Below are 25932 nucleotides of genomic sequence, written 5' to 3'. Positions count from 1 at the left end.
CGATCTAGCGCAAGTTAGCAGAGACCGCCGTCTCCGGCGAGGCCCAGGAGGCGGATTTGTCACCGGGCGTCCGGCGGGTGACTCCGGGCGGCAGCGTGCGGCCTCCGCCGGCCCAGGCAGCGGCCATGCAGACCGCGTGGAGACTGGAGCGCACATCGTGAACCCGCACGCATGCCGCTCCGGCGGCCGCCGCGAGCGCGGAAACGGCGGCGGTCGCGGCGTCCCTGGCACGGGGCAAGGACCCGCCGTCCGCGCATCCGCGCAGCGCGGCGCCGATGAAGCGCTTCCTGGACGCACCCACGAGCACCGGGAAGCCCGCGGCCCGCAAGGTGCGCAGCTCCGCGAGCAGCCGCCAGTCATGGTCGGCATGCTTGGCGAAGCCGAGGCCGGGATCGACGATGACGCGCCCCGGATCCACCCCCGCCGCGGCAAGCGCGTCGATGCGCCCGAGAAGCTCCGAGACGACCTCGGACACGACGTCACGGTAGATCGCGTGACGGTCCATCTCGCGGCTCGGCGCCCGCCAGTGCGTCACCACGTAGGGGACGCCCAGCTCGGCGACGGCGGCCGCCATGGCCGGGTCCGCAAGGCCGCCGCTGACGTCGTTGACCAGGCATGCCCCCGCCGCCACGGCGGCGTACGCGACCTCGGCATGCATGGTGTCCACGCTGACGGACACCCCGGCGCGCGCCAGTCCCCCCACCACCGGCACGACCCGGGACAGCTCTTCGGCCACCGGGACCGGCCCGGCTCCCGGACGCGTCGACTCCCCGCCCACGTCCACGAGGTCGGCACCTTCGCGGGCCATCCGCATGCCGTGCCGAACCGCGCGCCGTGTGCCGGCGTGGAGACCGCCGTCGGAGAACGAGTCAGGCGTCACGTTCAGTATCCCCATCACGAGGCACCTGCCGGGCCGCGGAAGACCATCGGGGACTTCGTACGCCGGTCGCGGCGCGACAGGGGATTCCATCTCCATCACAGCTCGGGAACCTCCTCGGTCCGAGGATCGGGGACCTGCGGACGGGGTGCTGCTGAATCGATATGACGGCCAGGTTACATGAGTTTGCTAAATCGATCTAGTTGTTCTGCTGCGGAAGGTGCCGGGCCCTGCGGTGGCCGCCCGCGTGACGGGCGGGTCCCTAGAATGGCGGTCGCGCCGGCCCGGAGGAGGATGCGGTGTGCAGGACCGCATCGGAGCAGGGGTGATGGGCGCTTCCGGAAGAGTGACGCTGAAGGACGTGGCCGCGGCCAGCGGCGTCTCACGTGCCACCGTCAGCTTCGTCCTCAACGACGACCCGCGCCAGACGATCTCCGCCGCGACGCGCGACCGCGTCCAGCAGGCCGCCCGCGATCTCGGTTACGTACCGCACGGCGTCGCCAAGGCCCTGAGAGAGGGAGCCTCGCGCGTCGTCGTCCTGAACATCGACACGGGCATGGAGGGCAACTACTCCCAGAGTTATGTCCGCGGTCTCGATGCCGAACTCGGCGCCCACGACCATGTCCTGCTCGTCCGCCACGGCCACCACACGCCGCGGTCCACCCGGCAGGTGCTCGACGCCATCGCGCCCCGCGCGGTCATTCGCTTCGGTGAGACGTATCTGACCGGCGACGAACTCCATGACCTCGGAGGCGGCTGGCGCGGCGGGCTCGCCGCCCACTCCGCGCTGCAGCTCCGTCATCTGGTGGAGCACGGCCACACCCATGTCGCCGTTGCGCTGCCGGACATCCAGGCCCCGCTGACCGCGGCCCGGCTGAAGTTCACCGGACATGCCGCGTTGAACATGGACATCCCCGTCCCGGTCACCTTCGTCGCCCCGCGGGACCGGACCGCATGCGCCGAAGCCGTCGAGACGTTCCTCGCCGGAGCACCTGAGGTCACCGCCGTGGCGGGGTTCAACGACGATGTCGCGCTGCGCGTGCTCCTGGCCCTGCGTGACCTCGGCCGCGACGTACCGCACGACCTCGCCGTCATCGGCTTCGACGACAACGGGTTCGGCGCCTACTCCAGTCCCGCGCTGACCACGGTCAGCATTGACGCCGAGGCCCATGGACGGCTCAGCGCCCGCCTTGCCCTGGGCCTCGAAACCGGTGGCCTCCGCCCGCCGCCCGCCCGGGTCGTCACGCGCCAGTCCGTCTGACCGCCGCCCGGCACCGTGACCCGGCGCCGTCCGGGGCCACGCACACATCGGCCGCGACACAAGCGGCGCCGGGATGACGCACAGGGCCGGCGAGGTTGCCCGCCTCGTGTCCGGCGGTGCCGCGATGCCGCACGGCACCCGGACAGGGATCACGGCTGTGAAGGGCGGACCCCTCCACGGAGCGCAAGGTAAGCCTGCACCGGGAGCAGTCTCTGGCATCTGGGCAGCTCAGGGGGCAGAAAGCCCTGCCGGAGGCGGCGCTCGGATCTCGGTGTGCACCTTGTGACGCCCCGAAGGCGTACCGTACCGTACGGTTCCACGTTGACGTGGGCACCTCGCCGACGGGCCCCGCGTGGGCCGACGTGATCACGGTCGGACGCCCCCCGCGCCAGTTCGTTGAGGACACCAGGCGCCCTCACCCGCCGGTCGCTTCGCACGGCGACGGCCGCCGCCCCTGCCGCCCATCCCGCACATCGCGCGACGACATGGAGAACCCGATGGCACACCTCGAAGACCAGATCCAGGCCGCCGGAGGCCCGCTGGCCCTCATGCGCAGCGGCCGCTCCGGCGCCTACCCCTTCCCGATCAGGGCCGAGTTCACCAACTGGCGTGACGAGCAGGAGTCGTGGCGCACCTCGGCGGCGCTGATGGACCTGTCCCACCACATGACCGACCTGACGGTCGAGGGCCCGGACTGTTACCGGCTGCTCTCGGACGTCGGCGCCAACACCTTCGCCGGTTTCGGACCGATGAAGGCGAAGCAGTTCGTCGCCGTCAACTACGACGGCTACATGATCGGCGACTGCATCCTCTTCTGCCTGGCCGACAACCTGGTCCGGCTCGTCGGACGGCCGCCGGCGCTGAACTGGGTCCAGTTCCATGCCGAGACCGGCGGCTACGACGTCACCCTGCGCCGCGACGAGCGCACCGCGCAGAACCCGAACGGCCGGGAGTTCTTCCGTCTCCAGCTCCAGGGCCCGTATGCGGCGGCCATCTTCGAGGAGGTCAACGGCGGCCCCATGCCCGACATCCCGTTCTTCTCGATGGGGAAGTTCCATATCGGTAAGCACGAGGTCACCGCCCTCAACCACCGTATGTCCGGCTTCCCCGGCCTGGAGTTCTTCGGCCCCTACGAGCACATCGACGACGTCCGCGACACCATCCTGGAGGCCGGCGAGTCCTTCGGGGTCCGCCAGGTCGGCGGCCGCGCCTACGCGTCGGTGGCGACGGAGTCGGGCTGGATCGCCAACACCGTCCCCGCGGTCTACTCCGGCGAGACGATGAAGCCCTATCGCGAGTGGGTGAACGCGAGGAGCTTCGAGGCCAACCTCTCCCTCGGCGGCAGCTTCGTCTCGGACCGGGTCGAGGACTACTACGTGACTCCCTGGGATCTCGGCTACGGCCATATCCTCAAGTTCGACCACGACTTCATCGGCCGGGAGGCCCTGGAGTCGAAGCGTGGCCAGAAGCACCGCAAGAAGGCGTGGTTGTCCTGGCACCGCGACGACGTCGCCCGGATCTTCGCCAGCCAGTACGAGCAGGGCGAGCGTCGTTTCAAGCACATCGAGATGCCCGCGGCCTTCTACGCGGCCTCGCACTTCGACCGCATCGAACGCGACGGCCGTCTCATCGGTGTGTCGACCCTGTGCAGCTACACCGCCAACGTCCGCGGCTGGATCTCCGTCTGCATGATCGACGAGGACGCACTCACCTACGGCCAGGAAGTCGAGCTGGTATGGGGCGAACCGAACGGCGGCTCCGCCAACCCCACAGTCGAGCGTCACTCCCAGACGAAGATCCGCGCCACCGTCTCCCGCCGGCCCTTCGCCGGCGACAAGCACTGACCCACCTTTCACCCCCAGGCCGTCAACAACGGGGCGGATCACCAGGCAGAGGCTGCTCGGCCGGCACGGTGATCCGTCCCCGCACACGGGTCCGCGACATCCTGAGACAGGCTGTCCGGTGTCGCGGACCCCGCCCCGGAGACGAGATGCCCATGACCGACCTCGTAATGCCCCGCATCGGCGCTCGTACGGGCGGATTCGATGCCCGGCGGGCCGAGAACGCCGTTCGCGAACTGCTGCTCGCCGTGGGCGAGGACCCGGATCGCGAAGGGCTGCGCGCGACACCCGCCCGCGTGGCACAGGCGTACCGAGAACTCCTCGCGGGGATGCGGCAGGAGCCCGAGGACGTCCTGACCACGACCTTCGAGCTCAGCCACGACGAGATGGTGCTGGTCAAGGACATAGAGATCGTCAGCCTCTGTGAGCACCATCTGCTGCCGTTCCGCGGTACGGCCCATGTCGGCTACATCCCCGCCGAGGACGGCAGGGTCACCGGACTGTCCAAACTGGCCCGCCTGGTGGACGTCTACACGCGCCGCCTGCAGATCCAGGAACGGCTCACCGGGCAGATCGCCGATGCCTTGATGCGCCTGCTCCACGCGCGCGGCGCGATCGTGGTCGTCGAAGCGGAGCACATGTGCATGTCGGCCCGTGGCATCCGCAAGCCCGGCGCGCGGACGACGACGTCAGCCGTGCGTGGACAACTGCGCAGGCCGGCAACGCGCGCTGAGGCGATGAGCCTGATCCTCGCACGCTGACCGCTCGGAGGCATTCCGGCGTCGGGCGCCCGCCGCGCCCGGCCTCGTGTCGCGGCCGGCTGGAGGGCACGGCCGGGCCGCCTCAGTGAGGTGTTCACCAACCGGGAGTACGCGAGCTGGTTCATCAGTATCTGGTGGGGCGCCTGCAGCCTGCTGTTGTCGGAGCCGACGATGAGCAGGTGGTGGAACTCCTGGACCAACTCCGCGTACCGCTCCCGATCGTCCCGCTCCACGGTTTCATCGGCGTCGCGCAGGTTTCGGACGACCGGCAGGCCGCGCGAGCTCGGGCCGCGACCCTACCCTGAGGTGAATGCGGGACCGGCAGGCGGGCGCGGAGAGGAAGGACCGTCGTATGGACGCGATGCGCGAGGGGTACCGCAAGGTCACCCTGGCCTCCTGGCCGACTCCGCTCGAACCCGCCCCGCGGCTCGCGCAGGCCCTGGGACTCGGGCCGGACGACCTGTGGATCAAGCGGGACGACCTGATCGGGCTGGGCGGCGGCGGGAACAAGGTCCGCAAGCTCGAGTGGACCTGCGGACAGGCCCTCGCCGAGGGTGCGCGCACCCTTGTCACCAGCGGTGCGCCGCAGAGCAACCATGCCCGTCTCACGGCGGCGGCCGGAGCCCGGCTCGGCCTGGACGTCGTACTCGTCCTCGCGGGCGAGCCCACCGGCACGGCCGCGGGCAACCTGGCCCTCGACGGCCTCCTCGGCGCGAGGGTCGTGTGGGCCGGCGCGGTGGACGGGGCCGGACTCGCGGCCGTCCTCGACCGTGTCGTCGGGGAGCTGCGCGACCAGGACGCGGCTCCGGCGCTCATTCCCTTCGGTGGATCGAGTCCCGTCGGGGCACTCGGCTATGTCGACGGCGGGCATGAACTCCTCGCCCAGGCTCCCGACCTGGCCACGGCCGTGGTCGCGCTGGGCAGCGGTGGCACGATGGCCGGGCTGGTGCGTGCCCTGGGCGAGGACCGCGTCCTGGGCGTGCACTGCGGGGCCGTGGCGGATCCGGGTCACACACTCGACCTGCTCCTGGCGGACCTGTACGCGCCCTCCCCCGCGCCGCGGCGGCCACGGCTGCGGCTCGACCAGGTCGGCGCCGGGTACTCCCACCTCACCGAACCGGTCGCGGAGGCGGTCCTGCTCGCCGCCAGGACCGAGGGGATCGTGCTGGATCCCGTCTACACGGGGCGGGCCATGGCCGGTCTGGTCGCGGCCGTGCGCGCGGGGGACATCCGTCCGGGTGAGCGCACCGTCTTCGTCCACACCGGAGGACTCCCCGGGCTCTTCGGTCACCAGGAGGCGCTACGACGGGCCGCAGCGGTTCTCGCGGACCGCACCGTGTGACCGACGGCCGCCGCGGCGGCCCGCGAACCGCTGCCACGCCGGCACCGGGACGGTCCGGCGATCTTCTCGGGGCGCCGCTTCCGGCCCCGGGCCCGTCCGGCGAGTGGACGGTCCCGGGGCGGGGCAGGGAGTGCGTCAGTTCACGCGGACCGTGACCGTGACGGTCTTGAGCACGGCCGGCAGCCTGGTGGTGTCGACCTTCAGGATCTCGCCGTTGTCGGTCTGGCCCGTGGCCGGCAGCACCTTCTGGTGGACGGTCCATGTGCCGTCGGGGTCGACGGCGACGGTGTCGATGCCGAAGTCGTCGTCGTTGGACAGGTACAGCGTCTTGCCGGCGTCCGTGGTGGCGACGCCCTCGACCTTGTCGTGCGCGAAGAACTTCCCGCTGGGGTCGAGCTGGCTCACCAGCGTCCCGACATTGACGTACGGCTGCTTCTGCGCGACCTGGACACCGGCACCGGTGAGCGCGGTGAGAGCGGCATTGGTGCCGACCTTGCCGACGAACGCCTCGGGCGACTTGCCGCCGATCGTCAGCCCGCTGACGTCGGTCGCGCCGTTGATGTCGACCTCGTAGAGGGACTTCTGGGCGAACGGCTCGACGTTGCCGTCCCGTTCGTCGATGACGAACTTCGTGTCGGACAGCGCCGTGATCTCACTGTTGGCGTCACCGGTGGTGGCCGGGTCGTCCAGCAGGTACAGGTACTGCCTGGTCTTGAACGTGCGCAGATCGACGGTGACGATGCGGGTGGGCGGGAGGTTCGACGCCTTGGTGCCGCCGAGGTCCGGCTGCTGCAGCGCGGCCTGCATGACGCCCACCAGGGTCGAGCCGTCCGGCGTGACCGTCAGGCCTTCCATGCCCTTGTTCTTCAGGCGGTTGGCCAGTTCGGCCGGCAGGTAGCCGACGATCTTGTGGTACCGGTTGTCCGGGCTGTCCTTGTACGGGGTCAGCCGGCCCAGTTCGTAGCCGTTCGCGTCGAAGTGCGTGAGGTACGGGCCGTACTCGTCCGAGACCCAGAACGTGCCGTCGGGCAGCGCCACCAGGCCCTCGGAGTCGTAGCCGTAGGGGTCCCGGGCGACGGGCACGGGAGTGCCGCCGTTGGCGTTCGTCGCGGCGACGTCGTCGATCACCTCGCTCGTGTCGTGCGGCGGACGGCCGCTGTACGGCACGCCGCCAAGGCTCTTCGGCCCCTTCAGGGTGACCTTCCTGACCAGCTCGGCCCTGCCCTTGTCCAGCTTGAACTCACCGATCTGCGGGGTGAAGCCGGTGAGTATCTCGGACTTGTTGCCGTCCGGGGCGTCGGCGTTCGGACCACGGTCGGTGAGGCCGTAGAAGCGGCCCTGCTTGCCCGGCACCGGGGCGAGCGCGGAGCCGTAGCCCTCGCCGGAGATCCGGGTGGTGGTGCCGCCCGGTCCGGCGACCGTCGCGAGCGAGGGCAGCGGGTCGCCGTTGCGCCGCGTGTCCTTGAACAGCTGGACGGCGTCGGTCGCCGTGTACGTGAAGGTGTCCGTGCCCTTGAAGCCGGAGTCCGGCGTGTACGTGAACGTGCCGTCCGCGTTGACCGTCGCCGTGCCGTGGGACGGGGCGGTGTGCCGCACGACCGCGGTCGCGCCCGAGTCGTTGCGCAGCACGTCGCCCGTCACCTTGTCGTGGCCGGAGAAGGAGTCGGCGACCGCGTCGAAGTCGTGCGTCGGGGCCGACAGCCGGCCGTGGGCCTGGGCCACGACCGTGCCCGTGCCCGTCACGGCGGCGGTGACAAGGATCGCTGTGCCGAACCGGGTGCGCTTGCGCAAGCGAGATCTTGAGGTCATGTCCATGAACTTGTAGGCCGGTGATGAACTCTGGGTCGTCTTTCGGTGAACCGACGGTTCAGGACGGACATGATTTCGCTCCTCGGGCGCACTCCGCGCGAGCCGGCCGGGCGTGCAACCACCCGGCCGGCTCCCCGCTGTTCGGCTCAGCTCGGCAGTTTCCAGTTCTGGGCAGCCGTGCCGTTGCAGGTGTAGAGCTGCAGCTGGGTGCCGTTCGTCGTCGAGGAGTTGGGGTCGTCGAGACACAGCTTCGACTCGGGGTTGACCAGCGACCCGTTGGCGCCCGCGGTCCACTGCTGGGCGCCGGTGCCGTTGCACGTCCACAGCTGGATCAGCGTGCCGTTGGTGGTCCCGCTGTGATCGGCGTCCAGGCACTTGCCGAGGGACCGGATCGTTCCGTCGCCCGCGACGATCCAGTCCTGGGCGTACGTGCTGTCACAGCCCCAGATCTGGACGTGGGTGCCGTCGGAGGTACCGGAGGACGCGACGTCCGCGCACAGGTTCGAGGTCACCGCCGAGTCGAGCGGACCGATCCGCGGCGAGGCCGGTGCGGTGGTGTCCCCCGGGTAGGAGGGCGGTGCCGCCGTGGCCGCGGTCGCCCACGACGTGTCGGCGCCGGTGCCCAGGGTGAAGTCCAGTGTGCCGCCTGCCGTGATCGCCGTGGTGGGGGCGTAGGCGTTGTTCCACGCCGTGCCGTTCCACGCCGCGGACTGGACGTACGGGGCGTTGTCGGCGGCGCCGTTGCCGTTGATCGTCAGCGACTTGCCGGAGGGAAGGGTGACCACGGCCTGCGTGAACAGCGGTGAGCCGAGGGCGAGGTCGGAGGTTCCGGGCGTCTCGGGGAACATGCCGAGCGCCGACCACACGTACCAGGCGCTCATCGCGCCGAGGTCGTCGTTGCCGTCGGCCAGGCCGCCCGGGGTGTTCGACCAGATCTGGTCCTGGATCGCCCGCACCGTGCCCTGCGTCTTGTAGGGCTGCCCGGTGTAGTCGTACTCCCACGGGAGCTCGATGCTCGGCTCGTTGCCGACCCAGGCGTAGCCGCTTGCGCCGGTGTAGCTGCGCAGCACGGTGTCCAGGTAGTGGTTCATCGCCGTGTTGCCGCCCTTGGCGTGCGCCAGGCCACCGATGTCGAAGGGCACCATCCCGGTGTAGATCCACGAGTCGGCCTCGACCATGTCGGTGCCGCTGGTGGGGTCGAAGCCGCCCGTCCACGACCCCCCGGCGTTACGGGGTTCCACGAAGCCGGAGGCGGGGTTGAGCACGTTGCGCCAGTCCTGCGCGCGGTTGGCGTAGGTCTTCTGGTTCGCGGTGTCGCCGAGCGCTCCGGCCATCGCGGAGACCGCGAAGTCGGCGGTGTCGTACTCCAGGGTGGTGGCCACCGGACCGTAGAAGTTGCAGCAGCCGTAGCTGCCGTCGTGCGGCATGTATCCCGGCGAGTTCAGGTAGGCGAGTCCGGGCCGGTCGTTGTTGGTGGTGCTCGCCTGCCTGACCATGTCGGCCAGGGCGGTCGTGGTGTCGAAGTTCCGGGCGCCGAAGGCGTAGTAGTCGGCGAGGACGGCGTCCGCCGGGTCACCGACCATGACGTACGACTCCCCGTTGTTCTCCGACCACTTGGGGAAGATCCCGGTCTGGGTGTAGTCGTCGACCATCGACTGCGCGGTGTCCGAGGCGGCCTGGGGCGCGACGAGGGCTTCGAGCTGGGCCTGCGAGCGGTAGATGTCCCAGCCGGAGTAGTTCGCGTACACCGCGCTGTGACCGGCGTCCACGGTGTGCGTCTTCCCGTCGAAGCCGTAGTACTGGCCGTTGCTGTCGCTGATCACGTTCGGGTGCAGCAGCGAGTGGTAGAGCGCCGTGTAGAAGCTCTGCTGCTGTGCGGCCGTCCCGCCGGCGATCTGCACCTTGCCGAGCGTGCTGTTCCACGCGTTCTGCGCCGCGGTGCGGGTCGCGTCGAAGTCCCAGCCGGTGTTCTCCGCGGTCCGGTTGGCGGCCGCGCCCGCGACCGACACGTAGGAGATGCCGACCTTGGCCTGCACGACCGGGTTGCTCGTGGTGTTGAAGGTGACGTAGCCGTTCGAGGCCGCGGCGTCGGGGGCGGCGCCGTCCTTGGCGGACTTCGCCGAATTGCCGTGCAGGACCGGCTTGTTGGGCGTCTCGGCGGCGTTCTTCGACGCCCCGCCCGTTGCCGGAGACGTGGTGGCCGACGCCTTGGCGAGCGAACTGCCCTGCGAGACGAACGGCTGGTCGAAGACCATGTCGAAGTACACGGTGTAGGTGTTGCCCGCGCCGCAGAAGTGGCCGCTGGTGACCTGCCCGCTCACCTCCGTGTTCGACACCTTGGTGAACTGGGTCGAGGTGGCGCCGTTCTGGCTGCCCGTCAACTTGAAGACCAGGTTGGCCTGGCTGGTCGAGGGGAAGGTGAAGCGGGCCATGCCGCTGCGCGTCGTGGTGGTCAGCTCGGTGGTCACCTGGTTGTTGAGCGCGACCTTGTACGACCCGGCGGAGGCCGACTCGTTGGCGTGCGAGAACGCGTCCGTGGCACCGGTGTTCACGGCTCCCACCGTGGGCAGCACCGGTATGTCACCGGCCGCGCCGCAGCCGGGTCCGGCGATGTGGGTCAGGCTGAAACCGGTGATCGACGAGTCGTTGTACTCGTAGCCCCCGCCGTCGGGTCGTGACGGCGTGTCCGGGCTCCACTGCACCATGCCGAACGGGACGTCGGCCCCCGGGAAGTCGTCGGCCTGGTTCGACGTGCCGATGAACGGATTGACCAGGGTCGCCGGCGCGGTGACGAGCGCGGCCTTCCCGGCCGCCCACGCCGGCGTGCACAGCCCGGCCGCGGCGAGCGCCGCGGCCGCGAGGAGACCGACCGCCATGGTTCCGGGAGGTCTCGACAGTCGTGTGATCACGGGGTTTGCTCCTCTACTCGGGAGTGGAGGTCCGACAACGTTGTCGTCGCGGCGGAGCGCGACCCCGGGTGATGAACGACGCGCCGGGACGGCTTGATCACCGAAGGCTGACAACGTTGTCCAACCGTGGAGACGAGGTGCCTGAGAGACGAACGCTTCGATGGATCCCTGGGCTGCGAGCGCCCCAGGAGCACAGCGGGAACTGTTCGTGAAGCTAGCCACAAGGCAGGAGCATGTCAACGACTGCTGCACAGCGGTCCGTTGAGTGCGACGTGAGCCGAGGGGCCGGCGTGCGGGTCGCGGACGGCATCACCGCGGAGCGGCAGGCTACGGTGGCACATCCGGCGCCGAAGGAGGCAGCGCATGATCGACGTCGTCCTCGGAGTGGACGTCGGCACTTCCAGTACCAAGGGCGTGGTGGTGGACGCCGCCGGCCGCGTCCTGGGCGAGGCCGTACGCGGGCACGCGGTCGACCGTCCGCGGCCGGGGCACGTCGAGATGGACGCACGGGTGTGGTGGGACGAGTTCGTCTCGATCGCGGCCGAACTGCTGGACCGCGCCGACATCGCCGTCCGGGCCGTCGGAGTCAGCGGCATGGGCCCGTGCACCCTGCTGGTCGACGACGCGGGAGAACCGGTGCGGCCGGCGGTGCTGTACGGCGTGGACACCCGCGCCGAGGAGCAGATCACGCGGCTGAACAGGGAGTTGGGACCGGACACGGTCTTCGGCAGGTGCGGTTCGGCGCTGTCGTCCCAGGCCGTCGGGCCGAAGCTCGCCTGGATCCGCGAGCGGGAGCCCGCGGCGTGGGCACGCGCCCGCCGCCTGCTCATGCCCGCTTCGTGGCTCGCGCACCGGCTGACCGGCGCCTACGTGCTGGACCTGCATTCCGCCAGCCAGTGCACCCCGTTGTTCGACATCCACGCACAGCGCTGGATCCCCGAGTGGGCCGAGCACATCGCGCCCGGCATCGAACTCCCGCCGCTGCGCTGGCCGGGCGACGAGGCCGGCCGGGTGCGCACGCCCGTCGCGGGCATCCCGGCCGGGACGCCGGTCGTCGTGGGGACGATCGACGCCTGGAGCGAGGCCGTCAGCGTCGGCGGCCACGGCGTCGGTGACCTGATGCTGATGTACGGCACCACGATGTTCCTGGTGAACACGGTCGACAGGCTGGTGACCAGCCCGTCGATGTGGTCCACGGTCGGTGCCCTGCCCGGCACCCGCTGCCTGGCCGGCGGCATGGCCACCTCCGGAGCCGTCACCGACTGGCTGGGGCACCTCTGCGGCGACATCGGCCCCGGCGAGCTGTTCGACGAGGCGGCCGCCGCGCCCCCGGGTGCCAACGGCCTGGTGATGCTGCCCTACTTCGCCGGGGAACGCACACCCCTCATGGACCCCGACGCGCGGGGGGTGATCGCGGGCCTGACGCTGGGTCACACCCGCGGCGACCTGATGCGGGCGGCGCTGGAGGCCACCGCCTACGGTGTCCGGCACAACGTCGAGACGATGCTCGCGGCCGGTGCCGACATCCGGCGGATCGTCGCGGTCGGCGGCGGCACCCGGGGCGGGCTGTGGCCCCGGATCGTCAGCGATGTCACCGGCCTCGAACAGATCGTCGCCCGCACCACCGTCGGCGCCTGCTACGGAGCCGCCTTCCTCGCCGCCGGGCTGATCGGCCGACCGGACATCACGGCCTGGAACCCGCCGGCATCGGTGGTCCGGCCCGATCCCGCCACCGCGGACGTCTACGACCGCCGGTTCACCCAGTACCGGGACCTGTACGAGAGCACCACCGCGGTCACCCACGCCCTGGCCCGCGACCAGGTCACCGGCGTCGGGAGGGAAACCCCGTGACGCCGCGGGGCGTTCAGGGGCGGAGTCCGCCTGCTATGGTGCGCCGATGTCAGCGATCAAGGAGTTCCAGGTCACCTTCGACTGCGCGGAACCCGAGCGTCTCGCCCGCTTCTGGTGCGAGGTGCTGGGGTACGTCGTACCGCCGCCACCGGCGGGGTTCGCCACCTGGGACGAGTACCAGCGTGCGCAGCCGGCTGAGCAGCGGGACTCGTGGTTCGCCTGCACAGATCCCTCAGGAGCAGGCCCGCGTCTGTACTTCCAGCGCGTCCCCGAAGGAAAGGCCGTCAAGAACCGGGTGCATCTGGACGTGCGGGTCGGCACCGGCCTCGTGGGCGAGGAGCGCCTCGCCGCGCTGGAGGCCGAATGCGCGCGGCTGGTCCCGCTCGGTGCGGTACACGTGCAGACGCTGTACGACGGCAACGACGCGTGCATCCCGATGCTGGACATCGAGGGCAACGAGTTCTGCATCGACTGAGCGTGCTCCGGGACGCGGTGGGCCGTACTCGGCCCGGTACCGGCTCGCTCGCCGTCAGGACCGGCGGGCGTAGGACGCGAGCCGGTCGGCGAGGGCGGCGACGAGGTGACGCAGTTCGTCGGGGCGCTCGATGACGAACGGCCGGTCCAGTGCGGCGAGTACCGGAGGCAGCCAGTCGAGCCGCTCCGCCCGCAGCCCGACGCGCAGCCAGCGTTCGGCCGCCGGATCGCGGCCCGCCGTCGGCTCGTACTCCTCCAGGGTCGCGACGCCGGCGGGAAGACGGGCCCGGATCTGCTCGGCCGTCCCGTGGATCCGCAAGGTCACCTCGTGCCGGTACCCGGCCGCGGCGAACCCCGACAGCACGCGCTCTGCCGGACCGGGACCCGCGGGCGCCTCGAAGGAGCCGGGCAGGGTCCGCGCGTCCGCGATGCGGTCGAGCCGGAAGGTCCGGTCCTCACCGATCCCGGCGTCCCTGCCCGTGACGTACCACCGGCCCGCATGGGCGACGATCCCGTACGCGTGCAGCGTGCGCTCGCTTGGCCGTCCGTCGCGGTCGGTGTAGCGGATGGAGACCGGCCGGCGGTGGCGTACGGCATCGGCGAGGGTGAGCAGGACCCCGGCGTCCGGGGTGTCGAACTCGCCGGGCCGGTCCGTGAAGGCGAGGGCCTCCAGCAGGGTGTCGAGCCGACGGGCGAGGTGCTTGGGCAGCACCCGCCGGATCTTCGCCGATGCCGTCTCGCTCGCCGTCAGCTCCGTCGTCGTCAGTCCGGCCCGGCGGCCGGCGACCAGGCCGAGCAGCACGGCCAGCGCCTCGTCGTCGCCGAGCATGAGCGGGGGCAGCCGGTACCCGGGGGCGAGCCGGTACCCGCCGTAGCGGCCGCGCACCGATTCCACCGGCACGTCCAGGTCGATCAGCTGGTCCACGTACCGCCGCACGGTACGCCCTTCGACGCCGAGCCGGTCGGCGAGTTCGGCCACGGTCCGGGTGCCGCCCGACTGAAGCAGCTCCAGGAGGGTCAGCACGCGGCCTGCGGGTCGGGACATGGACACAATCTAACGCGAATACCGGACCGATTCTGTCCGCTATTTCTCCTAGCCTCTGCGGTGCACGCGTTCAGCACAGCCAAGGAGAACCCATGGACTTCGTCTCGATCCGCATCATCACCGGCGACGTGGCGCGCCTCGTCGAGTTCTACGAGCGCGCCACCGGGGCACGGGCGACGTGGGCCACCGAGGACTTCGCCGAACTGAGGACGGCCGGCGCGACCCTCGCGATCGCCGGTACCCGTACCGTCCCGCTGTTCGCCCCGGGCTCCGCCCGCCCGGCGGAGAACCACAGCGTGATCACCGAGTTCCTCGTCGACGACGTGGACCACGTCCACCGGAACCTGAAGGGCTTCGTCACCGACTTCGTCACCGAGCCCACCACGATGCCCTGGGGCAACCGCTCGCTGCTGTTCCGCGATCCTGACGGCAACCTCGTCAACTTCTTCACCCCCGTGCCCCCGGCGGCCCGCGCGAAGTTCGGGCGCTGACGCATCGCCCGACGCGGCGACCGTGGCCTCAGAGGGATGCCAGCCAGGCGGCCGTGTCGTCGGGGGACGCGAAGCGGTGGGTGTGGAGAGGGGCGAAGCGGGGATCGCCGACCCGGCGGCCGATCTCGCGGCTTCGAGCGTGTTGCGACCAGGCCCACCAGGCCGGGTGTTCCCGGCTCAGCCACCCCGACCAGGTCTCCCTGTTGCCGCCGAAGAGTGCCTCGCGTGTGACGGTGCGCCGGACGGACCGGCGCAGCACGCGAGGCATGACGACGCGTCTGGGACGGTCCAGCCAGACCACGGTGTCGGCCCGGTCCCACAGCAGGTCACGGACTTCCGGATAGCCTGGCGAGTCGATGATCCGGCGAGGCCCGGCGGTGAGCCGTGCGACGTCCTCGGCCAGTTCGCCGTTGACGGCCCGGCCCGGGCCGCTGAAGTACATGGCGTCCATCTCGTGGTAGGGCAGGCCCAGCCGGCCGCTCAAGGTGCGGGCGAGGGTGGACTTGCCCGCGCCCGTGACCCCCACCACCAGGATCCGTTCCACCGGTGCACCCTGTCCCGCGGGCGACCTCGTCCGCCGGGCCGGCTCCGGGCACGGCTGCCGCGCGCTCCCCCGGGTGCGGTACGGGTGACCGGCCGCCGCCGCTGCCCGCACTGTCTAGGGTTGGGGCATGGACGCCAGTACAACACCCCCCACTCCGGCCGCCGTTGACCCCGCGGAGCTGCTCGCCGACCCGTACGCCGGGTACACCCGGCTGCGGGAGGCCGGGCCCGTGCACCGGGTCGCCGGCACCGACGGGCTGCCGGCCTGGCTGGTGACGCGGTACGAGGACGTGCGGCAGGCCCTGGCGGACCCGCGGCTCTCCCTCGACAAGGCGAACGCCAAGCCCGGTGGCTACCGCGGGCTCGCGCTGCCGCCCGCGCTCGACGCCAACCTGCTGAACATGGACCCGCCGGACCACACCCGTGTCCGGCGCCTGGTGTCCCGGGCGTTCACGCCCCGCCGTGTCGCCCTGCTGCGCGAACCCGTCCGGCGGACCGCCGACGCGCTGCTCGACGCCATGGCGCCCCTCGGCCGTACCGATCTGATCGCCGCCTACGCGGCGCCGCTGCCCATCGCCGTGATCTGCGAACTGCTGGGCGTCGCCGAGCAGGACCGGCCGGACTTCCGGGCCTGGACCGACGCCCTCGTGGTCCCGGACCCGGCCCGGCCCGAGCGGGCGAAGGAGGCCGTCGGGGCGCTGCTGGCCTTCTTCGCCCGGCTGCTCGCCGGCAAGCGGGCCGAGCCCGCCGACGACCTGCTCTCCGCCATGATCGCCGTACGGGACGAGGAGGACCGGCTCAGCGAGGACGAGTTGATGTCGCTGGCCTTCCTCATCCTGTTCGCCGGGTACGAGAACACCGTCCATCTGATCGGCAACGCCACGCTGGCGCTGCTGCGGAACCCCGGGCAGCTGGCCGCGCTGCGCGCGGATCCGGACCGGATCGGGCCGGCCGTGGAGGAACTGGCCCGCTACGACGGGCCCGCGCCGCTCGCCATCCGCCGTTTCCCGACCGAGGACGTCACCATCGGCGGGGTCACCGTCCCGGCGGGCGAGACGGTGCTGCTGTCCCTGGCGGCGGCCCACCGCGACCCGCGCCGCTTCCCCGAGCCCGACCGGCTCGACCTCGGCCGCGACGCCACCGGGCACCTGGCCCTCGGGCACGGCATCCACTACTGCCTGGGCGCGCCGCTGGCCCGGTTGGAGACCGAGATCGCCCTCGGCGCGCTCCTCGAACGCTTCCCCCGCCTCGAAATCGACGTCCCCGTCGAGCGGTTGGACTGGCGTCCGTCGATGCGCACCCGCGGGCTGCGCGCCCTGCCCGTGCGCTACTGAGAGGCCCGGCGGACACGCGGCCCCCCGGATGCCGCCGCGTAGGCGTCTCCGGGGGGCCGCGCTCCGGCGTGAACCGCCGTCAGGTGCTGCTGCGCCGTCGGGCCGGTGCGCGGGAGGCGGACTTGGGCTCCCGGGGCAGGGACTTCGGCGGCGGGGTGTCCCCGGCGTCGAGTACCTGGTCGCCGTCCCCGGTGCCGGGCACCCGGTCGCCGTCCCCGGTGGCCAGCACCTGGTCGCCGTACAGGTCATGCAGCCAGTTGGTCTGGTAGATGGTGTCCAGGTAGCGCTCGCCGAGGTCCGGTGCGACGGCGACCGCGGTGAGGTCACCGGCGTCGTGCCGGGTCAGCCAGTCCGTCGCGCCGCTGACCACGGTCCCGGTGGAGCCTCCGAAGAGGAAGCCGTGCCGGGCCATGCGGTGGCACATCCGGATGGTGTCCGGCTCCTCCACCCGGATCACCTCGTCCACGAAGGACTCGTCGAGCAGCGGCGGCCGCATGCTCATGCCGAGGCCCGGGATCATCCGGCGGCCCGGCTCGCCGCCGAACGCCACCGAGCCCGCCGCGTCCACCGCGACGATCCGCACCGGCCGGTGCCACTCGCTGAAGTAGCGGGCGCAGCCCATGAGGGTTCCGGTGGTGCCCGCCCCGACGAACAGCACGTCCAGTTCGGGGAACCGGCGGGCGATCTCCGGGGCGGTGGTGCGGTAGTGCGCCGTCCAGTTGCCCGCGTTGGTGTACTGGCTGAGCCACACGTACCGGTCGTCCGACGCGCACAGCGAGCGGACGTACTCGATCCGCGTGCCCAGGAACCCGCCATTGGAGTCCTGGTCGGCCACGATGTGCACCTCGCTGCCGAGCGCCTCCATCAGGAGCCTGGTCGACAGGTTGCAACGGGAGTCCGTCACACACAGGAACCGGTAACCCTTGCTCGCGGCGATCATGCTGAGCGCGACGCCGAGATTGCCGGAAGAGGACTCGACGAGGACGGAGTCCGCTTTCAGGATTCCGTCCCGTTCGGCGTTCTCCACCATCTCGTTGGCGGCCTTCAGCTTGATGGATCCGGCGAAGTTGAAGGCCTCGCACTTCAGGTAGAGCGGGTGTCCGCAGATCGACTCCAGGTCGACGTAGAGATCGCCCTCGTTGAAGGCGTAGGGAGCGGAGATGACAGGCACGGCGGGCCTCCTGGTGCCGGGCCGAGGACGACGGCCTCAGCCGTAGCGGCGCAGTTCGTGGAAGAAGTCATCGATGAGACAGAGGTCCCCGGCCCGGGACACCTCGTCGTAGACGTACTTGCCGACGGCGAGGTCGAGGACGCCGAGTCCGAAGGGCGAGAAGATCACGGTACGGTCGGGCGGTGGGGCGGCCCGGCCGGCCATGACGTCGCCGAGGGTCCCGTTGAGGAAGTCACGGTTCCCGGTGAGCTGTTCGACGAGATGGGGTGACGTGTCGGCCTTGAGGCAGTGGTCGACGTCGTCGACGAAGTTGGCCGCTCCCAGCAGGACCTCGGGGGCGAGGTCGCGCAGGGACACGTGCAGGACCAGCGGGTTGTGGGTGAACCAGGCCGGGTCCGTGACATGGGGCCGGCCGGCGATGGTGGCGAAGACCACCAGGTCGCTGCCGCGGACCAGGTCCTCGGCGTGTTCGTGGACGGTGATCCGCGCCCCGGTGCCGGTCTGTTCCAGGTAGCCGCGGAAGCCGCCGGCGCTGTCGGCGGACAGGTCGTGCACGCCGATCTCGTCGAAGTCCCAGCCGGTGCCGGCCAGGAAGGTGTGGATGTAGCGGGCGATCAGGCCGGTGCCGAAGAAGCCGACCCGGGTGGGGCGGGCGCGGTTGCGGCTGAGCCAGTCGGCGGCCAGGGCGGCGGAGGCCGCGGTCCTGGTGGCGCTGATGATCGAGCTCTCCAGGCAGGCGAACGGGTAGCCCGTCTCCTGGTCGTTGAGGATGAGCACCGCGGACGCCCGCGGCAGCCCGCTGCTCACGTTCTCCGGGAAGCTGGAGACCCACTTCAGGCCGTCCACGTGGACGGAGCCGCCGAGGGAGGCCGGCAGCGCGATGATCCGCGAGGTCGGCCGGTCGGTGAAGCGCAGGAAGTACGACGGCGGGTTGACCGAGTCGCCCGCGTCGTGCAGCCGGTAGACGGTCTCGACCAGCTCCGTGAGCTGTTTCTCGCGCCCGCTCAGCGCCTGGTGCACCTGCTCGCCGGTGACGACCGCGAAGGTCGGGACGGCGGGCCGCCCGGGTGTGGCGGACCGGCTGGTGGTCGACAGGGTGTCGGTCATCGCTCGCTCGCCTCCGTCGCCGGGCAGTCCTCGGCCGGCCGCAGGGGTTCGCCCATGCCGACCAGCACCTGCCGCTCGCCGGTGAACGCCTCCCGGCTGTGCGCGGTGCGGATGTTGTCCACGAGCAGCAGGTCGCCCTGCTGCCAGGGCTCGCGCCGGGTGTGCGCCTCGTAGGTGCGGTTGATCAGCTGGACGACGTCCTCGCCGATCGGGGTGCCGTCGCCGTGGCGGGTGTTGAACGGCAGTCCGTCCGCGCCGTAGACGTCCACCAGGTACTCGCGCACCTCGGGTGCGAGGGTCCACTCGTTGAGGAAGGCGATCTGGTTGAACCAGCAGCGCCGGCCGGTGAGCGGGTGCCGGACGACGGCGTTGCGGCGCTGTTCGGTGCGCAGGATGCCGTCGGGCTGCCAGGTGAAGTCGATGGCGTTGGCCCGGCAGTAGCGCTCGATCCCGGCGCGGTCGCCGGTGCCGAAGGACTCCGTGAGGCTCGCGCCGATCTCGTCGTTGTAGGTGCGGGTCAGGATCCAGCCCTCCCGCTCGAACCGTTCGACGAGCCCGCCGGGCAGGGCCCGCAGCACCTCCTCGGCGTCGGCCACCGCCGTCGCCCCGCCCTGCTCGGGAGCGGTGAGGCAGGCGAAGAGCATCAGGCCGGGCACCTGGAGCTGGTAACTCAGCTCGTGGTGCATGCACATGGGCTGGTTGGCCGGCCAGGGCGTGGACGCGTACACGCCGGGACGGTGGGTCTCACGGGGGGCGAAGGCCTCCCGCTCCGTCATGAGTTCCCCGGCCAGGCGTTCGAAGACGGCACCGGCCTGGCCGGTGTCGCGGAGTCCGAGGCCGCGGACGACCAGTGCCCCGTGCTCGGTGACCTGGGCGCGCAACGCCTCGCGGTGCTCGGCCGCCCACTTCGGCGGGTCGTCGGGGGGATCCACGCGCAGCAGCGCCGGCTTGTCCGGCCGCAGCTCCACGTCGAGCGGTGATGCCAGGGAGGAGAACGGCATCTCGGGTTCCTTTCGGTCGACCGCCTGGGGTGTGACGGGTCAGGAGGAGGCGAGGGGGAGGACGGTGGTCAGGACGGCCTGCGCGGTCTCGGCGGGGCGGGTGCGCAGGAAGTGGTGGCCGCCGTCGGCGAGTTCGTGCAGCTCGACGCGGTCGGCGAGGAGCAGCCAGTCCCGGTGGTGCCGGGCGTGCCCGGCCGTGTGCGGGTCGTCGGCGGCGACGACCACCGAGACCGGGGCGGACAGCTTGACGGCCGGCGGGGCTTGCAGGACCGTGCCGAAGTAGCGGTGGGCCGCGGCGCAGTCGTGCCGGTAGGCGGCGGCGATGTGGGCGGCGTGCTGCGGGTTCAGCTCGGCGAGTTCGGGGTGGCCGCCGTCCGCGGCCAGGCGCGTCGCGATCTCGGTGTCGCCCAGGTGCGCCAGTTCGGTGACGGCGGTGTGCCGTTCGGTGGCGGTGCCGAGCAGTTGTGCGCCGAGGAAGAGCCGTTCCACGTGGACGCCCCGCTGCTGGAGCCGCCTGGCCGTCTCGACGGCCGGTGCGGTTCCCGAGGAGTGGCCCCAGAGCATGACCCGGGTCAGGCCGCGTGCCGTGATCTCGGCGGCGACCTGCTCAGCCACCTCCTCGACGGGCGCGAACGGCTCCGGGGGTGCGGCCAGGTTGTGGCCGGGCAGGTCCACGGCGAGGACCGTGAGGCCGCTGCCCGCCAGGGCGCTCGCCATCGGCTGGTAGTTGACCGCGTTGCCGCCCGCGTACGGGAAGCAGACCAGCGCGCACTCGGGGGTGCCGCTCCCGTCCGCCAGGGTCAGCAGCAGCTCCTGGCGCTGCCGGGCCGGGCCGTCGAGGAGGGCGGCCAGGTCGGCGAGGACCGGATGCCGGGTGATGTCCTTGAGGGACACCGCCCGGTCGAGGGCGAGGCTGAGCTTGACCGCGGTCAGGGAGGTGCCGCCGGAGTCGAAGAAGTGGTCGGTGCGGCTGACCTGCTCCACGGGCACTCCCAGCAGTTCGGCCCAGGCGGCGGCCACTCTCCGCTCGGTCGCGTCGAGCCGGCCCGCGGCCGCCCGCTCCGTGCCACCGGACGCCCGGTGGACGTCGCCGGCCGGCGTGGTCTCGGCCAGCTTGGTCAGGGCCTTCTTGTCGATCTTGCCGTTGGCGGTCAGCGGAAGGCTGTCCTGCCAGTGGCAGGCCGAGGGGACCATGTAGGCGGGCAGCCTCGCGCCGAGCGCGTCGCGCAGGGCCTCCGGCCGCTGCCGGGTGCCGGAGTAGAAGGCGATGAGCTGCTTGCCGCCGCCGTTCCGTTCGGCGACGACGACCGCGCCGTCCCGTACACCGGCCACCCGCAGCAGGCAGTTCTCGATCTCGCCGATCTCGATCCGGAACCCGCGGATCTTGACCTGGCTGTCCCGGCGGCCGAGGAACTCCAGCTTGCCGCCGGGGTGCCAGCGCCCCCAGTCACCGCCCAGGTAGAGGCGTTCGCCCGGCCGGTACGGGTCGGTGCGGTACGCCTCCCGGGTGCGCTCGGGGTCGTTGACGTAGCCGCGGCCCACGCAGACGCCGGAGAAGGCGATCAGTCCCGGGGCGCCCAGCGGTACCAGGGCCAGGTGCTCGTCGACGACGTGGACGCGGACGTTGTTGACGGCCCGCCCGAGCAGAACCCGGTCGGGCACCTCCCGGAGGAGTTCGTGGTTGGTGTCGTCGGACGTCTCGGTCAGTCCGTAGGCGTTGAGCAGGCCGATGGCCGGCTGGACCGCCAGCCAGCGCTGGACCAGTTCGCGTTTCAGCGCCTCGCCGGTCACCGACACGTACCGCAGGTCGGGCAGGGTGCGCGGGTGCTGCTCCAGGTAGGAGACCACGACCTCCAGGTACGACGGCACGAGCTGGGCCACGCCGACCCGGCCGCGCTCCAGGGTGTCGGTGAACCGTGCCACGTCCGTGATCACGTCCTGCTCGACCAGCAGGGTCCGCCCGCCCGCCAGCAGCGGGGCGACGAGCTGCCACAGGGAGATGTCGAAGCACTGCGGGGCGGTCTGCGCGACCACGGTCCCCTCGCCGATCTCCAGGTCGTCGATCTTGGCGTGGAGGTGGTTGAGCAGGCCCGCGTGCTCGCACATCGCGCCCTTGGGCTCGCCGGTGGAGCCGGAGGTGAAGTAGATGTAGGCGAGTTGACCGGCGTCGACGCGGATCCCGGGGTCGTCGTCGGCGTGCGGCTCGGCGTACGCCGTGTCGAAGGGCAGCTGCACGACGTCCGGCAGGGCGGCCAGCGCCCCGTCGAGGGTGCCGGTGCTGCCGGGCTCGGCCAGGGCGATCCGGCATCCGGCCCGGGACAGGGTGGCCTCGATGCGGCCGGCCGGGAAGTGCGGCTCGATCGGCAGGTACACGCCGCCCGCCTTGAACACGGCCAGCACCGCCGCCAGCCAGTCGAGGGTGCGCTCGGAGACGACGGCGACCACGTCCTCCCGGCCCAGGCCCCGGGCCAGCAGGGCGCGCGCCAGCCTGTTGGCGCGCCGGTTGAGCTCGTCGTACGTCCACTCCCGCGTGCCGTGCACGGCCGCCACGGCCTGCGGATGCGACCGCACCCGCTGCTCGAACAGTTCGTGCGCGCGGGCGTCCGGCAGCGGGCGGTGCGGACCGGCCAGGCCTTCCAGCTGCTCGTGCCGTTCCTCGGCCGAGAGCAGGCTCTGCCGGGTGTGGTCGGCGTCGGGGTCCGCCGTCAGCAGCCGCAGCGCGGTCAGGTGGTAGCCGCCGATGCGGGCGGCGGCCTCGGCGTCCAGGACGTCCGTGCGGTACCGCAGACGCAGCGTCGGCCGGTCGTCCCGGTCGGACCAGCGCACGTGCAGGACGCCGTGGTCGGCGTGGGTCTCCGCGGCGCCGAGGGGACCGCAGACCACCTCGTACGGCGGCTCCGTCAGCCCGAGTTCGCGCCGCAGCGCGGCCACCGGGTGGTCGCGGTGTGCGAGCACCTCCGCCTCGGCCTGCGCGGCGGCCGCGAGCAGGGCCGCCCAGCTTCCGGAGGGGACGGCCACCCGGCACGGCAGCGGTGCGCCGCCCGGGCCGGTGGCGTGGCCCGTGACCACTTCCGGCTCGCCGGAGAGCGCGGCCAGCACCTTGAGGTGGGCGGCCAGCAACACGGTGCCGAACGACAGGCCCTGCCGCGCGGCCAGCTCACGCACCGCCCGTGTCACGTCGTCCGGCAGCGGTGTCTCGTGCCCGGCCGTTCCCGGCACCGGTTCCCGGACCCAGCGGGGCACGGCGGTGGCACCGCCGGCGGTCAGTGTCCGGGTCCAGAACTCCCGGTCCGTCTCCACGCGCGTTCCCATCGGATGCCCTTCCTCAGCTCAAGGTCGCCGTGGTGGCGTCGGCTGGTGTCGTGACCCGGGCTGCGCCACCGGACCGGCTGCCGCTGTCCGGCATGTCCACCGCGGGGTTGCCGCCCCACCGGGCGTTCGGGGGCACTTCCTCGCCTTTCATGAGGAAGGAGTCGGGTTCGAGCACCGCGCCGTCGCCCATGGTCACGCCGTAGTGCACATGCGCGGCGACGCCCAGCGTGCAGCCGGCGCCGAGCGTGGTGACGTCGGACTTGAAGGTGCCGTCCTCCTGCGAGTGGCACTGGATCTTGCTGCCGGCGTTGAGGGTGCAGTCGTCGCCGATGGTGGCGAGGGTCCGCTCGGTGAGGTAGCAGCCGTCGTCGAACACCCGGCGGCCGATGTGCACCCCCAGCAGCCGCCAGACCAGGCTCTTGAACGGGGTCCCGTTGAAGATGTTGAGGAAGTGGTCCGGCACCTTCCACAGCCGTTCGTGCCACCAGAAGTACGGGTCGTAGATGGAGCACAGCCGGGGGCGCAGCGCGCAGAACGAGGCGAGGCAGCGCTCCACCAGGATGAAGTAGGCGGCGGAGAAGGCGAGGGTGAACGCCAGGTAGCCGGCGATCACCACCTGGCCGACCACGCCGTACAGGTCCACGGAGGCGAGTCCGAACAGGGTGAGCGCGAAGGCGTGCAGCCAGCGCACGAACAGCATGAGCGCCATGGAGCGGAGGTTGTAGCGGTTCTTCGCGGCCAGCCGGCGGCGGAACGTCTCGCCGGTGCGGAGGTGGTCGAAGCCGGCGTCGCGGTCCACCGAGCGGGGGATCTCGAAACAGGGTGAGCCGAGGAGCCCCACGCCTTCCCGGACTTCGCCGTCGAGGGGAACCATCACCTTCGTCGCGAGCAGGCAGTTCTCCCCGGTTCTGGCGCCCGCCGGGTAGGCGATGTTGTTGCCCAGGAAGCTGTGCGCCCCGATCGAGGCCCGGGACAGCCGGAAGGACGTGCTGGAGAAGTCCGCGTTGAGGACGGAGAGGCCGTCGGCCACCATGGTCCCGCTGCCGACGCTGACCAGCAGCGGTGTCTCGTGCTGCACTTCCGTGCCGAAGTTCGACCCGGTCTGCTCGACCCGTGACAGGTCGTATCCGATGCCGCGGAGGTAGCCCACGATGTAGGAGCTGTCGCCGAAGAGCCAGGCGAAGAACTTGATGTTCGTCATGCGGGCCGTGGTCCGCTGCAGCGCGTAGTGGAATCCGTAGAGCGGGTAGACCCTGTCGGGCTTGACCACGAGGCCCACCAGGCGCGGCAGGGTGCACAGGGCCGCGAGTCCCAGGACGAGGAACCCGAAGAAGAGCACGGCGGAGAGCAGCAGGGCGTCGGAGAGGAGTTCCGACCAGCCGAGCGCGACCGTGACCGGGTCGAGCCGCTTGCCGATCGCCGGTACCTCGGTGAAGAACATGTAGACGCCGCCGATGGCCAGCGGGACGTACAGGAGGAGCAGCTGAAGCAGTGTGCCGAGGCCGAACCAGGCGCGGCGCAGGGTGCCGCAGCGTGCCGGGGCGATCCGGACGTAGTCGGTCCGGGTGGGCTCCGCGGGGGATCCGTGCCAGCGCTCGCCGTCCGGGACCGCCTGACCGCTGTGCAGGGCCGAGGAGTGGCCGAGCTGGGCGCCGTGGCCGACGGAGGTGTCGATGTCCAGGACGGTCTTCTCGCCGACGAAGGCGTTCGTGCCGAGGGTGATGCGGCCGGTCTGGATCCGTCCGGCGCAGGCCCGGTAGCCGAGGAAGAAGGAGTCCTTGCGGATCACCGTGCCGGCCCCGACGGTCAGCAGGTCGGTGCAGACGGGGACGGAGTGGGAGAGGATCGTTACGCCCTTGCCGATCCGTGCGCCGAGGGCCCGCAGGTACAGCACGTACAACGGGGTTCCGGTGAGGAAGACCATCGGGTTGGCGTGCAGCAGCGCCTTGACGACCCAGAACCGCAGATACGTCAGGCCCCAGACGGGGAACTCGCGGGGGCGCCAGCGGCCGACGAGCAGCCATTTCGCGACGACGGGGAAGGCGCACAGCGCCACGAACGCGCCGCTTCCGAAGAGCAGCGACCGCAGATAGATGTCGGCCAGCCCCTTGCCGGCGGCGATCCACTCGTATCCCGCGGCGGTGACGAATCCGGAGACCAGGGAGTAGCCCAGGAAGACCAGCAACTGGAGGGTGCCGCAGACCAGATGGTTCCACCGGCCGGTGCGCGGGCCCGGTGCCGGCGACGGCTCGGGCGGCTGCGGGGCGGGCACCGGATCGGCGGGGGCGGCGGTCTGGCCGAGTGCCGCCGCCAGGCTCTGGATCGTGGGGTGCCGGTAGATGTCCCGCATGGACGGCGACGGAAGGTCGGCGGCCTTGCGTATTCGTGCGCAGAACTGGGCCATGACCAGGGAGTTGGCGCCGAGGTCGGTGAAGAAGTGGCCGTCGACCGGGACGGTCTCGGCGTCGAGGAGGTCGGCCAGTGCCTGCGCGAGCCTCCGCTCGGTCTCCGCCGCCCTGGGGCCGCTGCCGGTCGGGGCGACGGCAGGTTCATCCGGCTCCGAAACGACCTCGGAGGACTGTTCCACCATGCGATCTCCTGGAGAACGTGGATGTTCCTGATCACGAACCGGCGGATTCAGTTTGTCCGGATAAGAGCATTACCTGCCACTTGTCCCACAGGCATGAACGAGCGCCCGGCATGAGCTGCCAGGCCTGCATTCCCTTGGTTTCACGCCCGGAAGGGGAGCGGGCGAATCACCCGAACGGCGGCCCCCCGGCCGGCAGCCCCCGTCGCGGGTACC

The 25932-nt window shown here is 71.4% G+C and carries 18 protein-coding genes and 1 pseudogene; 8 read left to right on the top strand and 11 right to left on the bottom strand.

What is annotated here, in order from left to right; genetic code table 11:
• Window positions 1-4: 4 nt before the first annotated feature.
• Complete coding sequence (gene folP / locus ACFY6U_RS25030) at window positions 5-970, bottom strand: dihydropteroate synthase (protein ID WP_390041781.1); 966 nt, start codon at window positions 968-970, stop codon at window positions 5-7.
• Between the two features lie 208 nt (window positions 971-1178).
• Between folP and ACFY6U_RS25025 the strand changes: the two genes are divergently transcribed.
• The 3 genes from ACFY6U_RS25025 to folE all read left to right on the top strand — a co-directional run bounded on the left by ACFY6U_RS25025 (window position 1179) and on the right by folE (window position 4740).
• Window positions 1179-2138, top strand: a complete 960-nt coding sequence (locus ACFY6U_RS25025) for a LacI family DNA-binding transcriptional regulator (protein WP_390041589.1) — start codon at window positions 1179-1181, stop codon at window positions 2136-2138.
• Window positions 2139-2635: 497 nt separating this feature from the next.
• A complete protein-coding gene (locus ACFY6U_RS25020) occupies window positions 2636-3982 on the top strand; it encodes an aminomethyl transferase family protein (protein WP_390041587.1) in 1347 nt (448 codons plus the stop codon).
• A gap of 152 nt (window positions 3983-4134) precedes the next feature.
• A complete protein-coding gene (folE, locus tag ACFY6U_RS25015; protein WP_390041585.1) occupies window positions 4135-4740 on the top strand; it encodes a GTP cyclohydrolase I FolE in 606 nt (201 codons plus the stop codon).
• Window positions 4741-4820: 80 nt separating this feature from the next.
• On the opposite strand, the pseudogene ACFY6U_RS25010 reads toward folE, so the two are convergent.
• A pseudogene (locus ACFY6U_RS25010) lies at window positions 4821-4994 on the bottom strand (FCD domain-containing protein); the annotation flags it as partial.
• A 107-nt stretch (window positions 4995-5101) separates the two neighbouring features.
• On the opposite strand from ACFY6U_RS25010, the gene ACFY6U_RS25005 reads away from it, so the two are divergent.
• Window positions 5102-6082: a D-cysteine desulfhydrase family protein gene (locus ACFY6U_RS25005; RefSeq protein WP_390041779.1), complete on the top strand. Its 981-nt coding sequence runs from the start codon at window positions 5102-5104 to the stop codon at window positions 6080-6082.
• Between the two features lie 135 nt (window positions 6083-6217).
• Here the strand turns inward: ACFY6U_RS25005 and ACFY6U_RS25000 are convergent, their stop codons facing one another.
• Both ACFY6U_RS25000 and ACFY6U_RS24995 read right to left on the bottom strand, forming a co-directional pair.
• On the bottom strand, window positions 6218-7891 hold the full coding sequence (locus ACFY6U_RS25000) for an esterase-like activity of phytase family protein (RefSeq protein WP_390041583.1): 1674 nt from the start codon (window positions 7889-7891) through the stop codon (window positions 6218-6220).
• Between the two features lie 146 nt (window positions 7892-8037).
• Entirely contained in the window at window positions 8038-10800 is a 2763-nt protein-coding gene (locus tag ACFY6U_RS24995) for a lectin (RefSeq protein WP_390041581.1), read from the bottom strand.
• Between the two features lie 363 nt (window positions 10801-11163).
• On the opposite strand from ACFY6U_RS24995, the gene ACFY6U_RS24990 reads away from it, so the two are divergent.
• Both ACFY6U_RS24990 and ACFY6U_RS24985 read left to right on the top strand, forming a co-directional pair.
• Window positions 11164-12651, top strand: a complete 1488-nt coding sequence (locus ACFY6U_RS24990) for an FGGY-family carbohydrate kinase (protein ID WP_390041579.1) — start codon at window positions 11164-11166, stop codon at window positions 12649-12651.
• Between the two features lie 46 nt (window positions 12652-12697).
• Complete coding sequence (locus ACFY6U_RS24985) at window positions 12698-13126, top strand: VOC family protein (protein WP_390041577.1); 429 nt, start codon at window positions 12698-12700, stop codon at window positions 13124-13126.
• A 54-nt stretch (window positions 13127-13180) separates the two neighbouring features.
• On the opposite strand, the gene ACFY6U_RS24980 is transcribed toward ACFY6U_RS24985, so the two are convergent.
• Window positions 13181-14170, bottom strand: coding sequence for a helix-turn-helix transcriptional regulator (locus ACFY6U_RS24980; RefSeq protein WP_390041575.1), 990 nt, complete (start codon window positions 14168-14170; stop codon window positions 13181-13183).
• Between the two features lie 92 nt (window positions 14171-14262).
• On the opposite strand from ACFY6U_RS24980, the gene ACFY6U_RS24975 reads away from it, so the two are divergent.
• A complete protein-coding gene (locus ACFY6U_RS24975; RefSeq protein WP_390041573.1) occupies window positions 14263-14661 on the top strand; it encodes a VOC family protein in 399 nt (132 codons plus the stop codon).
• Between the two features lie 28 nt (window positions 14662-14689).
• Here ACFY6U_RS24975 and ACFY6U_RS24970 read toward each other — a convergent pair whose 3' ends face one another.
• Complete coding sequence (locus tag ACFY6U_RS24970) at window positions 14690-15205, bottom strand: adenylate kinase (RefSeq protein ID WP_390041571.1); 516 nt, start codon at window positions 15203-15205, stop codon at window positions 14690-14692.
• A gap of 127 nt (window positions 15206-15332) precedes the next feature.
• Between ACFY6U_RS24970 and ACFY6U_RS24965 the strand changes: the two genes are divergently transcribed.
• Window positions 15333-16538, top strand: a complete 1206-nt coding sequence (locus ACFY6U_RS24965) for a cytochrome P450 (protein WP_390041569.1) — start codon at window positions 15333-15335, stop codon at window positions 16536-16538.
• A 79-nt stretch (window positions 16539-16617) separates the two neighbouring features.
• Here ACFY6U_RS24965 and sbnA read toward each other — a convergent pair whose 3' ends face one another.
• Genes sbnA through ACFY6U_RS24940 form a run of 5 tightly spaced genes read right to left on the bottom strand, consistent with a single transcriptional unit; the run spans window position 16618 to window position 25719 of the window.
• The gene (sbnA, locus tag ACFY6U_RS24960) at window positions 16618-17709 is read right to left on the bottom strand and encodes a 2,3-diaminopropionate biosynthesis protein SbnA (RefSeq protein ID WP_390041567.1); all 1092 of its coding nucleotides are present in this window, start codon (window positions 17707-17709) and stop codon (window positions 16618-16620) included.
• Window positions 17710-17745: 36 nt separating this feature from the next.
• The gene (sbnB, locus tag ACFY6U_RS24955; RefSeq protein WP_390041565.1) at window positions 17746-18816 is read right to left on the bottom strand and encodes a 2,3-diaminopropionate biosynthesis protein SbnB; all 1071 of its coding nucleotides are present in this window, start codon (window positions 18814-18816) and stop codon (window positions 17746-17748) included.
• Window positions 18813-19817: a TauD/TfdA family dioxygenase gene (locus tag ACFY6U_RS24950; RefSeq protein ID WP_390041563.1), complete on the bottom strand. Its 1005-nt coding sequence runs from the start codon at window positions 19815-19817 to the stop codon at window positions 18813-18815. The genes sbnB and ACFY6U_RS24950 overlap by 4 nt, the downstream gene beginning before the upstream one ends.
• 39 nt (window positions 19818-19856) lie before the next feature.
• Window positions 19857-23129, bottom strand: a complete 3273-nt coding sequence (locus ACFY6U_RS24945; protein ID WP_390041561.1) for an amino acid adenylation domain-containing protein — start codon at window positions 23127-23129, stop codon at window positions 19857-19859.
• Between the two features lie 13 nt (window positions 23130-23142).
• Window positions 23143-25719, bottom strand: a complete 2577-nt coding sequence (locus ACFY6U_RS24940; RefSeq protein ID WP_390041559.1) for a Pls/PosA family non-ribosomal peptide synthetase — start codon at window positions 25717-25719, stop codon at window positions 23143-23145.
• Between the last annotated feature and the right edge of the window lie 213 nt (window positions 25720-25932).

This window comes from Streptomyces sp. NPDC013157, from assembly GCF_042899865.1.
GTDB lineage: Bacteria > Actinomycetota > Actinomycetes > Streptomycetales > Streptomycetaceae > Streptomyces.
The sequence above is the reverse complement of the archived record's forward strand: the minus strand, read 5'-3'. Positions and strand labels throughout refer to the sequence as shown.